At 56.5% G+C, this 13,753-nt stretch carries 12 protein-coding genes; 10 read left to right on the top strand and 2 right to left on the bottom strand.

The window, feature by feature from the left end; genetic code table 11:
- Positions 1-82: 82 nt before the first annotated feature.
- Positions 83-2,800, bottom strand: coding sequence for a preprotein translocase subunit SecA (secA, locus tag GS632_RS01990; RefSeq protein WP_171721595.1), 2,718 nt, complete (start codon positions 2,798-2,800; stop codon positions 83-85).
- Between the two features lie 176 nt (positions 2,801-2,976).
- On the opposite strand from secA, the gene GS632_RS01985 reads away from it, so the two are divergent.
- Genes GS632_RS01985 through mutT form a run of 3 tightly spaced genes read left to right on the top strand, consistent with a single transcriptional unit; the run spans position 2,977 to position 5,453 of the window.
- Positions 2,977-3,825, top strand: a complete 849-nt coding sequence (locus tag GS632_RS01985; protein WP_171721596.1) for a peptidylprolyl isomerase — start codon at positions 2,977-2,979, stop codon at positions 3,823-3,825.
- A 6-nt stretch (positions 3,826-3,831) separates the two neighbouring features.
- A complete protein-coding gene (argJ, locus tag GS632_RS01980) occupies positions 3,832-5,058 on the top strand; it encodes a bifunctional glutamate N-acetyltransferase/amino-acid acetyltransferase ArgJ (RefSeq protein ID WP_171721597.1) in 1,227 nt (408 codons plus the stop codon).
- The gene (gene mutT / locus GS632_RS01975) at positions 5,055-5,453 is read left to right on the top strand and encodes an 8-oxo-dGTP diphosphatase MutT (protein ID WP_171721598.1); all 399 of its coding nucleotides are present in this window, start codon (positions 5,055-5,057) and stop codon (positions 5,451-5,453) included. The genes argJ and mutT overlap by 4 nt, the downstream gene beginning before the upstream one ends.
- A gap of 101 nt (positions 5,454-5,554) precedes the next feature.
- Here mutT and GS632_RS01970 read toward each other — a convergent pair whose 3' ends face one another.
- Entirely contained in the window at positions 5,555-5,920 is a 366-nt protein-coding gene (locus GS632_RS01970; protein ID WP_171721599.1) for a cupin, read from the bottom strand.
- A 344-nt stretch (positions 5,921-6,264) separates the two neighbouring features.
- On the opposite strand from GS632_RS01970, the gene GS632_RS01965 reads away from it, so the two are divergent.
- The 7 genes from GS632_RS01965 to GS632_RS01935 all read left to right on the top strand — a co-directional run bounded on the left by GS632_RS01965 (position 6,265) and on the right by GS632_RS01935 (position 13,741).
- Positions 6,265-8,208, top strand: a complete 1,944-nt coding sequence (locus tag GS632_RS01965) for an AMP-binding protein (protein WP_171721713.1) — start codon at positions 6,265-6,267, stop codon at positions 8,206-8,208.
- 52 nt (positions 8,209-8,260) lie between these two features.
- Positions 8,261-9,079, top strand: a complete 819-nt coding sequence (locus GS632_RS01960; RefSeq protein WP_171092927.1) for an ABC transporter ATP-binding protein — start codon at positions 8,261-8,263, stop codon at positions 9,077-9,079.
- Positions 9,080-9,108: 29 nt separating this feature from the next.
- Positions 9,109-10,095, top strand: a complete 987-nt coding sequence (locus GS632_RS01955) for a branched-chain amino acid ABC transporter permease (RefSeq protein ID WP_171721600.1) — start codon at positions 9,109-9,111, stop codon at positions 10,093-10,095.
- Between the two features lie 3 nt (positions 10,096-10,098).
- Positions 10,099-10,356 (top strand): hypothetical protein, encoded by a 258-nt coding sequence (locus tag GS632_RS01950; protein WP_171178538.1) that lies wholly within the window; start codon positions 10,099-10,101, stop codon positions 10,354-10,356.
- Between the two features lie 3 nt (positions 10,357-10,359).
- Complete coding sequence (locus tag GS632_RS01945) at positions 10,360-11,436, top strand: branched-chain amino acid ABC transporter permease (RefSeq protein WP_171178536.1); 1,077 nt, start codon at positions 10,360-10,362, stop codon at positions 11,434-11,436.
- Positions 11,437-11,512: 76 nt separating this feature from the next.
- Positions 11,513-12,796 carry an ABC transporter substrate-binding protein gene (locus tag GS632_RS01940; RefSeq protein ID WP_171178534.1) on the top strand — a complete coding sequence of 428 codons (1,284 nt, stop codon included), beginning with the start codon at positions 11,513-11,515 and terminating at the stop codon, positions 12,794-12,796.
- 111 nt (positions 12,797-12,907) lie between these two features.
- Complete coding sequence (locus GS632_RS01935) at positions 12,908-13,741, top strand: ABC transporter ATP-binding protein (protein WP_171620361.1); 834 nt, start codon at positions 12,908-12,910, stop codon at positions 13,739-13,741.
- Positions 13,742-13,753 lie beyond the last annotated feature (12 nt).

Below are 13,753 nucleotides of genomic sequence, written 5' to 3'. Positions count from 1 at the left end.
AGGAGCAGCTTGCACTCTCGTTACGAATCGCGGCCAATTTGTGGCCGCGAGACGGACTCATTGTGATCAGTGTGTGTTGACGTCAGGTCAATCGGCCGTGGCAGTGTTTGAACTTTTTGCCAGAGCCGCAGGGGCAGGGGTCGTTTCGCGACGGGTTACCCCAGGTTGACGGGTCATTCTCATCAAACCCCGGCAGCGCATCACCGGATGCTGTAGCTTCGGCTTTGGCTTCGGCCTGACCAGCGGCCTTGTCCACCGCCTGTTGCGCCTGCGCTTGTTGCGCAGCCATCTGGGCGAGCATTTCTTTCTGCTCTTCCTCGGTCAGCGGACGCACGCGCGACAATTGCTGAGTCACGGTTTCGCGCAAGCTGTCCAGCATACTTTCGAAAAGTTGGAAGCTTTCGTTCTTGTATTCGTTCAGTGGGTCGCGCTGTGCGTAACCGCGAAAACCGACGACCGAACGCAAATGTTCCAACGTCAGCAAATGCTCGCGCCATTTGCTGTCGATAGTTTGTAGCAATACCTGTTTTTCGATATTGCGCATGTTTTCCGGACCAAAGGCGACGGCTTTCTGGGCCATCATCTCATCAGCGGCTTTGATCAGACGTTCGCGTACTTGCTCGTCATCCACGCCTTCCTCGGCGGCCCAGTCCTGAACCGGGGCGTCGATGGTCAGCTTATCCTTGATCGACTCGTGCAGACCATCGGTATCCCATTGATCGGCATAGGATTTCGGCGGCATGTACTCATCGATCAGATCGTCGATCACCTGCTCGCGCATATCCGAGACGATTTCGGACAGGTCATTGGCCGACATGATTTCGCGGCGTTGGCTAAAGATCACCTTACGCTGATCGTTCATCACGTCGTCAAATTTGAGAACATTTTTCCGCATGTCGAAGTTGCGGCCTTCGACCTTGGACTGCGCACGTTCCAGCGACTTGTTCACCCAAGGGTGGACGATCGCCTCGCCTTCTTTCATGCCCAGCGTGGTCAGCACCTTGTCCAGACGTTCCGAGCCAAAGATGCGCATCAGGTCATCTTCAAGGCTCAGGTAGAACACAGTGCGGCCCGGATCGCCCTGACGGCCTGAACGACCGCGCAGCTGGTTGTCGATGCGGCGGCTTTCGTGGCGTTCAGACGCCATGACGTACAGACCACCAGCAGCCAGAACCTTTTCTTTTTCCTCAGCGTGGCGTGCTTCTTCTGCGGCTCGCAATTCCGAGGGATCAGCCTCGGGGTTTTCGGCCATCGCCTTCAGCACCTTCATTTCGACATTGCCGCCGAGTTGAATGTCGGTACCACGACCGGCCATGTTTGTGGCAATCGTCACGGCGCCCAAACGGCCTGCATCAGCGACGATTTGCGCTTCCTGCTCGTGTTGGCGGGCGTTCAGAACGTTGTGTTCGATGCCTTCCTTGGTCAGCATCTGGCTCAGCAGCTCGGATTTCTCGATCGAAGTGGTACCCAGCAGAACCGGCTGACCTTTTTCCTGCGCCTTTTGGGTTTCGCTGATCATTGCACCATATTTTTCCATTGCGGTGCGATAAACCTGATCATCCTCGTCGATGCGGGCAATTGGCTTGTTGGTTGGAACCTCGACCACGCCCAGACCATAGATTTCCTGAAATTCCTCAGCCTCGGTCAACGCGGTCCCGGTCATACCGCCCAGCTTGTCATACAAGCGGAAATAGTTCTGGAAGGTCACGCTGGCCAGCGTCACGTTTTCGGGCTGGATCTGCACGCCTTCCTTGGCCTCAATCGCCTGGTGCAGTCCTTCCGACAGGCGGCGGCCTGGCATCATACGGCCAGTGAACTCGTCGATCAGAACAACGTTGCCGTCCCGGACAATGTAATCCTTGTCCCGTTTGAAAAGCTTGTGCGCGCGCAGACCCTGGTTCACGTGGTGCACGACCGTGGTGCTTTCGGGATCATACAGGGAATGGCCTTCAGGAATCAGGCCTGCCTGTAACAACTGAGCTTCCAGAAACTCGTTGCCCTCGTCCGTGAAGGTCACGTTGCGCGACTTTTCATCCAAACTGAAATGGTCATCGCTTAGCGTTGGGATCAGCGCGTCAATCGCTGTGTACAGATCCGAGCGGTCCTGTGCAGGCCCCGAGATGATCAGCGGCGTCCGCGCCTCGTCGATTAGGATCGAGTCGACCTCGTCCACAATCGCGAAGTTGTGGTGTTTCTGATAAACCTGTTCCAGATCTGCCTTCATGTTGTCGCGCAGATAATCGAAACCCAGCTCATTATTGGTGGCATAGGTGATGTCGCACTTATAAGCGGCCATCTTTTCATCATCGGGCTGGCCCGACCAGATCACACCGGTGGTCATGCCCACGGCGGCAAACACCTTGCCCATCCATTCCGAGTCGCGCTTGGCCAGGTATTCGTTCACCGTGACCACATGCACGCCCTTGCCGGTCAAAGCGTTCAGATAGGCAGGGAAGGTCGCGACCAGCGTCTTGCCCTCACCCGTTTTCATTTCCGAGATATTGCCCTGATGCAGGAAGGTTCCGCCCATCAACTGCACGTCAAAGGCCCGCAAACCAAGCGCGCGCTTTGCACCTTCGCGCACGTTGGCAAAGGCTTCGGGCAGCAGACTGTCTAGGCTTTCGCCATCCAGCGCCCGTTTGCGCAGTTCTTCCGTTTTTTCGATCAGACCCTGATCCGACAGTTTCTCAAATTCGGGTTCCAATGCGTTGATCTTTTCGATCAGGGGGCGGGTCGCCTTGATCTTGCGGTCGTTCGGTGTTCCGAACACCTTTTTGGCGAGCGTTCCGAGTCCCAGCATGTTCACTCCAGCGGATCTGTTCTTGTCTTGGTTGCGACAGGCTTGCCCACCTTGCGCGCAACCCATAGATACGGGGGGTGAAAGGCGGCCCTGTCCAAGGCTTCAAAGCGATGTAAGCGGCAGGTTCCAGAGTGTCAACGCTGCGCCCTGTCGCGGCAAGGAAATAGGATGATTCAATGCCCAATGGCCTCACTTTTCTGCCATCGCTGGCTCTGACTGCCATGATGGCGCTGCCGCTGGCCGCCGAAACCCAACCCGATGCGTCCACAGTTGTTGCGCGTGTGAACGGTGACGAGATCACACTTGGTCACGTGATAGCGACCGTTGCCGTTTTGCCCCCGCAGTATCAGCAGGCAGAAGACGACGTTTTGTTCGACTTTGTTCTGGAACAATTGATCCAGCAACAATTGCTAGGTCAGCAGCAAGATGACCTGAACACTGAAAACGCCCTGCGTTTAGAGAATGAAGAGCGATCGCTGCGTGCGGTACAGACGGTCGCCGCGTTGACAGAGGCTGCGGTCACGGATGATGCCATTCAAGCGGCCTATGATGCGCAATTCAAAGATTTCGCAGGCGAAGACGAATTTGATGCCAGCCACATCCTTGTCGAGACCGAGGAAAAAGCAAAAGAGCTTAAGGTGCAGCTGGATGAAGGTGCCGACTTTGCCGAGCTTGCGCGCGAAAACTCGACTGGGCCGTCCGGCCCCAAAGGGGGTGCGCTGGGTTGGTTTGGCAAGGGCCAAATGGTGCCCGAATTCGAGGGCGCCGTGATCGCGCTTGAAAAAGGGCAGGTCTCGGATCCGGTTCAGACCCAATTTGGCTGGCATCTGGTCAAGCTGAATGACAAGCGCAAGACCGAAGCGCCTGAATTGGACGTTGTGCGCGAAGAACTTGTGCAGACGATCCAGCAGGACGTCATTCAGGCCCGTATTGATGAGCTTACGCAACAGGCACAGATCGAGCGTCCCGCGCTGGATGGTGCAGGCCACGAAATGATGCGCCAACTGGACCTGATTCAGGAGTAAAGACCCGTGGCCAAGATTACCAAGGTTTCACCGCTGGCCCCAGCGTCATTCCCTGACCTGCCCGCGATTGACGGTGTGCGTTTCGCAACTGTCGAGGCCGGCGTGCGTTATCAGGGCCGTACCGACGTCATGCTGGCGGTTCTGGACCCGGGCACTTCGGTGGCCGGGGTCTTTACCCGCTCGGCCACACGGGCTGCGCCGGTGCTGGACTGTCAGGACAAGATCGGTGGATCCAGTGATGGGCCCGCGGCGATCCTGGTGAACTCGGGCAATGCCAATGCCTTTACCGGTCACTATGGCCAGACCTCGGTGGCCGAGGTGACGCAAGCCGTATCCAAGGCCACCGGCGTTCCGGAAGAACGCGTCTTTACCTCGTCCACCGGGGTGATTGGTGAACCGTTGCCCCATGACCGTATCGTTTCGCAGCTTGAGACGTTGAAATCCGGCCTGAGCCGCCATGCTATCGAGGATGCAGCACGGGCCATCATGACCACCGACACCTTCCCGAAAGGGGCGTCTGCTCAGGTCGAGATTGGCGGAAAAACAGTCTCTATTGCTGGGATTGCGAAGGGGTCCGGCATGATCGCGCCCGATATGGCGACAATGCTGGTCTATATTTTCACAGACGCGCAGGTTGAACAATCCGCGCTGCAATCCATGCTAAGCGCACAGACCGACCGGACCTTCAACTGCATTACCGTGGACAGCGATACGTCGACCTCGGACAGCCTGCTTCTGTGCGCCACCGGGGCATCTGGCGTGAACGCCACTGGCAATGCCGCCTTTGCCGAAGCGCTGGAAACCGTGATGCTGGACCTCGCGCAACAGGTCGTGCGTGACGGGGAAGGGGCCACAAAATTTGTGGAAATTCGTGTGACCGGAGCCGCCAAGGACGCCGACGCCAAAACCCACGGGCTGGCCATCGCCAACTCTCCGCTGGTCAAAACCGCCATCGCGGGCGAGGACCCCAACTGGGGTCGTATCGTCATGGCCATTGGCAAATCTGGCGCGGCGGCGGATCGTGACCTGCTGAGCATCTCTTTCGGTGACATTCTGGTGGCGGAAAAAGGTTGGGTCAGCCCTGACTACCGTGAGGACGATGCGGCCGAATATATGAAGGGTCAAGACCTTGTGATCGCGGTCGATCTGGGACTTGGCGAAGGCAAATCCACCGTTTGGACCTGCGACCTGACCCATGGCTACATCGAGATCAACGCGGATTACCGTTCATGAAGACAGTGTTAGTGTCTGCTGTTGCCCTGATCGACATCGAGGGCCGTGTCCTGCTGGCTCAACGTCCCGAGGGCAAATCCATGGCCGGTCTCTGGGAATTTCCCGGCGGCAAGATCGAACCCGGCGAAACCCCCGAAGCCGCGCTGATCCGCGAATTGCACGAGGAACTGGGCATCGACACCTGGGCCTCGTGCCTCGCGCCGCTGACCTTTGCCAGCCACAGCTATGATGATTTCCACTTGTTGATGCCTTTGTTTGCTTGTCGCAAGTGGGAGGGGATACCGCAATCGAAAGAAGGTCAGGCGCTGAAATGGGTGCGCGCGAAGGACCTACGGAATTATCCGATGCCCGCGGCGGATGTGCCTTTGATCCCGATTTTGAGGGACTGGCTATAGGTTCGAGCAGCGTTTTTGTACCTAAAGAAGCGTATCCGACTTAGACCTAACGCGGATTATTTTATGATTTGTCCTGATCACGACGATCGCGCGGGCCAGGATCATTCATATTGAATAACCACCGCTTCAAAATCGCCTCGGCTGATCACCTCTGTGTGATGGCCTTTCCCGTGTTTGTCTTCCATGTGCCAAACGTCACCTGGCCAGATTTCCCGAGCTTCACCATCGCTTGCGGTAACTTTCACCGCGCCCTTCAAGCAGATGAGTCTTTGTTTGACAGGTGTAGGATGAATTGGCTCGTTCCACCCCGCCCTCAACCTGAGAAATAGAACTTGTCGGGTGGGCTCTGGTTCCGAAATCTCGATCTCTCGGGCCGGTGGGGCAAAGCTGCGTTCGTTCAGAATCACGGGCACATCTTCCCAATGGCTTTCACCTTTGTGATCAGAGAAAAGTCTGAAAAAATGCACAAGTTGATCCCTTCAAATTTAGTAATTGCTGACCACATGATAGGAGAAAATCCGTGCTGCAGATCAAGAGATCAAACCTGATTTTTCCGCCAAAAAACGCCAACCGCCAATGAATTCTGGCAGGTTGCACAGCTTGTACAGCTCGAAACACCGTGCATCCAACCCTGTTACAATTCGTAAGAATTGAGAAAACATCAGGCAAAACTTGACGTTGATCTTTCCTGCGTCCCTTATCGGGACATCGACACCCGGGGCGTGTTCCCGATCTGTCGTTTCCGGCTCGGAGGAGGGGCCGGATGGGGAGGAGAAAAAGATTGGCTCAGACGCAGTCGGGCGCTGAAGGGATGCAGTCTCTTCCGGCGCTGCTACACCGCAATGTGACCCAGTTCGGGGATGCCCCGGCCTATCGGGAAAAAGAATTCGGAATCTGGCAATGCTGGTCCTGGGCAGAGGCCGCCAAAGAGATTCGAGCGATTGCGCTTGGGTTTCTGGAATTGGGCGTTGAGAAAGGCGACCATATTGCTGTCATAGGTCGCAACCGCCCTGCGCATTACTGGTCGATGGTTGCCGCGCAGATGGTTGGCGCGGTTCCGGTGCCGCTGTATCAGGATTCGGTGGTCGAAGAGATGGCTTACGTGCTTGAACACTGCGGCGCGAATTACGTCGTATGCGGCGATCAAGAACAGGTCGACAAGGTCATCGAGATTCAGGAAAACCTGCATCAAGTCAAACATATCCTCTACACCGATAAGCGCGGGATGCGGAAGTATGACCACAGCCAGATGAACGCCCTTGATGACATCATGGCCGAGGGCAGTGCCGGTCATGCACGGTTTGACGCGGAACTGGACAAGCGCATCGCAGCGATCACCTATGACGATACCTGCGTGATGCTTTATACCTCGGGCACCACAGGCAAACCCAAGGGTGTGGTGCTGTCGAACCGCAATGTCATTGAAAGCGCAAAGAATTCTGCTGAATTTGATCACCTGACACGGAACGAGGACATTCTGTCTTATCTGCCAATGGCTTGGGTGGGTGACTTCATTTTCTCGATCGGTCAGGCCTATTGGTGCGGCTTCTGCGTGAACTGCCCAGAAAGCGCCGATACCATGATGACCGACCTGCGCGAGATCGGGCCGACCTATTTCTTTGCACCGCCGCGTGTGTTCGAAACCCAGCTGACCAACGTGATGATCCGGATGGAGGATGCCGGCAAGTTGAAGCAAGGGATGTTCCATCACTTCATGGCGCATGCCAAGAAGGTCGGCGGTCTGTTGCTGGATGGCAAACCAGTGGGACTTGGTGACAAGCTGAAATACGCGTTGGGCAATCTGCTGGTCTACGGCCCGCTCAAGGATACGTTGGGCTATGGCCGTTTTCGCGTCGGCTATACGGCGGGTGAGGCGATTGGGCCGGAAATCTTTGATTTCTATCGCTCTTTGGGCATCAACCTGAAACAGCTTTACGGTCAGACCGAGGCAACCGTCTTCATCACCGTACAGCCGGATGGCGAGGTGCGTGCCGATACAGTTGGCGTTCCCGCGCCGGATGTGGAGTTGAAGATCGACGATAAGGGTGAGATTCACTATCGCTCGCCTGGCGTGTTTGTTGAGTACTACAACAATCCCGATTCGACGGCCTCGACAAAGGATGCCGAGGGGTGGGTGGCCACCGGGGATGCGGGGTTCATTGAAGAGACCTCGGGTCACTTGCGGATCATCGATCGTGCAAAGGATGTGGGCAAAATGGCCGACGGGTCGATGTTTGCGCCGAAATATGTCGAGAACAAACTGAAATTCTATCCCGATATCCTTGAAGTTGTCCTGTTCGGAAACGGCAAGGATCGCTGTGTCGCCTTCATCAACATCGACCTGACGGCCGTTGGGAACTGGGCTGAACGCAACAACGTGGCCTATGCGTCCTATCAAGAACTGGCGGGTCATCCCCGCGTGTTAGAGACGATTCGTGGCCATGTGGAAGAGGTCAACAAATCGGTCGCGGCAGATGAAATGCTGTCGGGCTGCCAGGTGCATCGCTTTGTGGTTCTGCACAAGGAACTGGATGCCGATGATGGCGAGATGACCCGGACCCGCAAAGTGCGCCGCGGCTTTGTCGAGGACAAGTTCCACGACATCATTGCCGCGCTATATGACGGGTCCGAGAGCGTTTCGACCACCACCGAAGTGACCTATGAGGATGGCCGCAAGGGCTCGATTTCTGCAACTCTGGAGATCGTAGACGCACCGGTTGTGCCGGTCGCGCAGCACAAGGTTGCGGCGGAATGAGCGCCGCTCGACCTGCCGCCCATCTTCTCGTTTTCGTGTCAGGGAGTAACTGATGCTGGATAATTCCGAAGGATATGTCACCGAAGACGGCCGCCAGATTGGCGGTGTGGTGATGGAAATGAAGAACATCACGCTGCGTTTTGGTGGTGTGGTGGCGATCAAGGATATCTCGTTCGACATTCGCGAAGGTGAGATCCGCGCGATCATTGGGCCGAACGGGGCGGGTAAGTCCTCGATGCTGAACGTGATCTCGGGCTTTTACGTCCCGCAAGAGGGCGAAGTTTGGTTCCACGGATCAAAGCGCCCGCCAATGCGGCCTTATGAGGTTGCGCAACAAGGCATCGCACGGACTTTTCAGAACATTGCTCTGTTCGAAGGTATGAGCGTTCTGGACAATGTCATGACCGGGCGGCTGAGCTTTATGAAAACCAACATGTTTCAGCAGGCTTGGTGGAAGGGCAAGGCCGAGGCGGAAGAGACGGAGAACCGTGAGGCGGTCGAGAAGATTATCGATTTCCTTGAGATTCAGCACATCCGCAAAACACCGGTGTCCCGACTGCCTTATGGTTTGAAAAAACGCGTCGAACTGGCGCGAGCGCTGGCTGCGGAACCCAAGCTGCTGCTGCTGGATGAACCCATGGCAGGCATGAACGTTGAAGAGAAAGAGGACATGAGCCGCTTTATCCTCGACGTGAATGATGAGTTTGGCACAACGATTGCCCTGATCGAACATGACATGGGCGTTGTGATGGACCTGAGCGATCGGGTGGTCGTGATGGATTATGGCAAGAAGATCGGGGACGGCACACCGGACGAGGTGCGCAACAATCAAGAGGTCATCGACGCCTATCTGGGGGTCAGCCATGATTGATATCCAGACAGAAATTTGGGGAGGCGCAAATGCCTGAACAACTCGTATTTGCGATGGAGGTCATCCTCAACGGTCTCATGGCCGGGGTGCTCTATGCTCTGGTCGCGCTGGGCTTTGTGCTGATCTACAAGGCTTCGGGGATTTTCAATTATGCGCAGGGGGTTATGGCCCTGTTCGCTGCGATGACGCTGGTTGGGATCATGAAAGGTCAGGTGCCGTTTGCGCATCTGATCAACGCTATATTCGGCACTCATATTCATTACTTCGGCTGGAACGTGCCTGCGCTGGTGGCGATCATTCTGACGATGGCGATCATGGTGCTGTTGGCCTGGGCGGTGCAGCGCTTCGTGATGCGCCATCTGGTCGGGCAAGAGCCGATCATTCTGTTCATGGCGACCATCGGTCTGGCCTATTTCCTTGAGGGCGTGGCCGACCTGATGTGGGGGTCCGAGATCAAGACGCTTGATGTTGGTCTGCCACAAGGGATCAACCTGTGGATCGACGAGACGACCTTTAACATATTCGATTACGGCTTCTTCATCGACAATCTGGACATTGTAGCCACAGTGATTGCCGCACTGTTGGTGGCTGCGCTGGTGGCGTTCAGCCAGTACACCAAACAGGGCCGTGCGATGCGCGCGGTGGCGGATGACCACCAGGCGGCACTGTCGGTCGGGATCTCACTGAACTTCATCTGGATCATGGTCTGGTCGGTGGCAGGCTTCGTCGCTCTGGTCGCAGGGATCATGTGGGGCACCAAATCAGGCGTTCAGTTCTCGCTTTCGCTCATCGCGCTCAAGGCCCTGCCGGTGCTGATGCTGGGCGGTTTCACCTCGATCCCCGGTGCCATTGTGGGCGGGCTGATCATCGGTGTGGGCGAAAAACTGTTCGAATTCGCGCTTGGCCCGGCGCTGGGCGGCGCGACCGAGAACTGGTTCGCCTATGTTCTTGCACTGATCTTCCTGGTGTTTCGACCGCAAGGCCTGTTCGGCGAGAAGATCATTGAGAGGGTGTAGGGCATGACCAAGCTGATCGCCATCATCAACGTGATCGCATGGGCCGGGTTCTGGGCCTTCGGGTACATCGCCCTCACATCAGACGACCTGACAGAAGGCCAGCTGACCATCGCCGCGATCCTAGCCTTTGCGGGCCTGATCATGGGGGTTCTGGCCTACTTGAAACTGGTGCGCGCCTCAGAGGCGAGCGGATATGCCAAAGGATCCAACCAATTGGATGCCGCAGCCCGTAACCGGGCACAGGAAGAATGGGGAAAGTAAGACATGTTCTATCGTGAAGCCGGGGATTTCAAAACCTCGTACATTGATGACAGCCAGACCTTCCCGATCAAGTTCGACCGGTACCGGTATTACGTCGTCCTGGCGGTGGCTTTTGGTATTATTCCCTTCATCATCAACGACTATTGGGCCAACGCGCTGCTGCTGCCGTTCCTGATCTATGCGATTGCCGCGATCGGGCTGAACATTCTGGTGGGCTATTGCGGACAGGTCAGCCTGGGCACCGGTGGTTTCATGGCGGTCGGGGCCTATGCCTGCTACAAGCTGATGACCGCTTTCCCCGATGTGAGCATGTTCATCCACGTGATCCTTGCCGGGGGCATAACAGCCTTTGTGGGCGTTTTGTTCGGCTTACCGTCACTGCGAATCAAAGGGTTTTATCTGGCCGTGGCCACGTTGGCGGCACAGTTCTTTCTGGTTTGGCTCTTCAACCGAGTGCCGTGGTTCTACAACTATTCGGCATCAGGTCAGATCAACGCGCCCGAGCGGGACGTGTTCGGCATCATCATCACCGGTCCGAATGCGCCGGCCTGGGCCACATACCTGTTCTGCCTGATCTTCCTGACAGTCTGCGCCATAATTGCGCGTAACCTGACCCGTGGAACAACGGGTCGGACCTGGATGGCGATCCGCGACATGGACATCGCAGCCGAAATCATTGGAGTGAACCCGCTCAAGGCCAAGCTCACTGCATTTGCCGTCAGTTCGTTCTTTGTCGGCATCTCGGGCGCGCTGTTCTTTGCGGTTTACCTGGGTGCGGTCGAAGTGGGTGAGGTCTTTGGTATCCAGAAATCATTCCTGGTGCTGTTCATGGTGATTATTGGCGGGTTAGGCTCGATCTTTGGGTCATTCGCCGGGGCGGCCTTCCTGGTTTTGCTGCCTGTGGTTCTAAAACTGCTTGGCGTCGACCTGCTTGGCTGGCCGACAGATATCGTGGCGCACCTTAACCTCGTGATTGTGGGTGCACTGATCATCATGTTCCTGATCCTCGAACCACACGGGCTGGCCCAATTGTGGCGCGTGGCCAAAGAGAAACTCAGACTCTGGCCGTTCCCGCATTGAGGGGCCGGCCCAACGAAAAGACGGGTGCAACAAGCCCGAAAACCAACATCGGATTAATCAAGGGAGGAGACACCCGATGAACAAGAAACTGGCAACCCTGGCGCTGGGCGCCGTGATGGCCGCAGGTCCGGTCATGGCCGACCTTGTGTTCCCGTCGCTCAGCTACCGGACTGGCCCTTATGCTGCAGGCGGTATCCCGTTTGCTGACGGTTATGCCGACTATTTCACCCTGCTGAACGAACGCGATGGCGGCATCGGTGGCGTTCCCGCCCGCGTGCTGGAATGCGAAACCGGGTACAACACCGAAAAAGGTGTGGAATGCTATGAATCGACCAAGGGCGAAGGCGCGCTGGTGTATCAGCCGTTGTCGACCGGCATCACGTATCAGCTGATCCCAAAAGTGACGGCTGATGGCATTCCTCTGCACACGATGGGATATGGCCGAACCTCAGCGGCGAACGGTAAAGTGTTCAGCCACGTGTTCAACTATCCTGCCAACTACTGGAACGGTGCATCCGGCGCGATCAACTATCTGTTGGACAGCAATGGCGGAGACCTGAGCGGCAAGAAGATTGCGCTGGTCTATCACAACTCGGCTTACGGCAAAGAGCCGATCCGCACGCTCGAGACACTGGCCGAAAAGCATGGCTATGACCTGACTTTGCTGCCGGTCGATCACCCCGGTCAGGAGCAGAAGTCGCAATGGCTGCAAATTCGCCGTGAAAAGCCTGACTTTGTCATCATGTGGGGCTGGGGTGTCATGAACCAAGTTGCGGTTCAGGAAGCTGCCAACATCCGTTTCCCGATGGAAAACTTCATCGGTGTCTGGTGGTCTGGTGCTGAATTCGACGTGCAACCCGCAGGTGAAAAGGCCACCGGCTACAAGGCGCTGACCTTCACCGGTCTGGGTGACGACTACCCGGTTTATGAGGACCTGCAGAAATACGTTGTCGATTCTGGCAAGGCCGCAGGTGCAGGCGATCAGCTGGGCACGGTGCAGTATAATCGCGGTCTCTATGCGGCGATGCTGGCAGCCGAGGCGGTCAAAACTGCACAAGAGATGCATGGCACAGCAGATATCGACGCGTCGATGATGCGCGATGGCATGGAAGCGCTTGAAATCACCAACGCCAAGATGGAAGCGCTGGGCATGGCAGGGTTCGGGCCCGAGTTCTCGGTCTCATGTGACAATCACGGCGGTCCGGGTCTTGTTGGTGTTGTTCAGTGGGATGCAGCCGCTGGAACATGGAACCCTGTTCAGGATTTCAAGCCAACTGACGTCGAGGTCATCAACGCGCTGATCGAGGAAGACTCGGCAGCCTATGCGGCCGAAAACAACATCTCGCAGCGCTGCGAGTAAACCAACCCAGTGTCCCGGAACCTATCCGGGGCACCCTAACATTCGGAGTGGCGGTTTCGCTGCCGCTCCTTACAGACGCCCCAAGCTGGGCAGGCATGAGGACACGCGCTGATGCTGGATGCGGCAAATACCACTGACGTGCAGGCGGAAACCCTGCTTGAAGTCAACAATATCGAGGTGATCTACAATCACGTAATCCTCGTGCTGAAGGGCGTCAGCCTGACTGTTCCAAAAGGGGGCATCACGGCATTGCTGGGCGGCAATGGCGCTGGCAAGACGACAACGCTCAAGGCTGTGTCGAACCTGCTGCATTCGGAACGCGGAGAGGTCACGAAAGGGTCGATCAAGTATCGCGGTGTAAGCGTGCATGAAAGCGATCCGGCTGACCTGGTGGAAAAAGGCGTCATCCAGGTGATGGAAGGCCGCCACTGTTTTGAACACCTGACTGTTGAAGAAAACCTGCTGACGGGGGCCTATACCCGCAAAGATGGGTCCGCAGCGGTTCAGCAGGATCTGGAACTGGTCTATAATTATTTCCCGCGCCTCAAAGAACGTCGCAAGTCGCAAGCGGGCTATACCTCGGGCGGTGAGCAACAGATGGTCGCGATGGGTCGGGCCTTGATGTCGCGACCTGAAACGATCCTGCTGGACGAGCCCTCGATGGGTCTTGCGCCGCAGCTGGTCGAAGAGATTTTCGGCATTGTGAAGGACCTGAACGAAAAAGAAGGCGTGTCCTTCCTTTTGGCAGAACAGAATACAAACGTGGCTCTGCGGTTTGCACATTACGGATACATTTTGGAATCCGGGCGCGTGGTGATGGATGGCCCTGCTTCCGAGCTGCGCGAAAACCCAGATGTGAAAGAATTCTACCTCGGCATGTCAGATGAAGGCCGCAAAAGCTTCCGCGACGTGCGATCTTATCGCCGCCGCAAGAGGTGGCTGTGAGCGGATGGAGGA

Origin of the sequence: Ruegeria sp. HKCCD7296 (assembly GCF_013110775.1) — a bacterium.
Classification (GTDB): domain Bacteria; phylum Pseudomonadota; class Alphaproteobacteria; order Rhodobacterales; family Rhodobacteraceae; genus Ruegeria.
Note: the sequence above shows the minus strand (reverse complement) of the source record. Positions and strands in the feature narration are given on the sequence as shown.

What these genes read in the sequence shown, in the direction of transcription:
- secA (WP_171721595.1), bottom strand. Translation starts at nt 2,800, where the DNA reads ATGCTGGGACTCGGAACGCTCGCCAAAAAGGTGTTCGGAACACCGAAC.
- GS632_RS01985 (WP_171721596.1), top strand. Translation starts at nt 2,977, where the DNA reads ATGCCCAATGGCCTCACTTTTCTGCCATCGCTGGCTCTGACTGCCATG.
- mutT (WP_171721598.1), top strand. Translation starts at nt 5,055, where the DNA reads ATGAAGACAGTGTTAGTGTCTGCTGTTGCCCTGATCGACATCGAGGGC.
- GS632_RS01965 (WP_171721713.1), top strand. Translation starts at nt 6,265, where the DNA reads ATGCAGTCTCTTCCGGCGCTGCTACACCGCAATGTGACCCAGTTCGGG.
- GS632_RS01960 (WP_171092927.1), top strand. Translation starts at nt 8,261, where the DNA reads ATGCTGGATAATTCCGAAGGATATGTCACCGAAGACGGCCGCCAGATT.
- GS632_RS01955 (WP_171721600.1), top strand. Translation starts at nt 9,109, where the DNA reads ATGCCTGAACAACTCGTATTTGCGATGGAGGTCATCCTCAACGGTCTC.
- GS632_RS01950 (WP_171178538.1), top strand. Translation starts at nt 10,099, where the DNA reads ATGACCAAGCTGATCGCCATCATCAACGTGATCGCATGGGCCGGGTTC.
- GS632_RS01945 (WP_171178536.1), top strand. Translation starts at nt 10,360, where the DNA reads ATGTTCTATCGTGAAGCCGGGGATTTCAAAACCTCGTACATTGATGAC.
- GS632_RS01940 (WP_171178534.1), top strand. Translation starts at nt 11,513, where the DNA reads ATGAACAAGAAACTGGCAACCCTGGCGCTGGGCGCCGTGATGGCCGCA.
- GS632_RS01935 (WP_171620361.1), top strand. Translation starts at nt 12,908, where the DNA reads ATGCTGGATGCGGCAAATACCACTGACGTGCAGGCGGAAACCCTGCTT.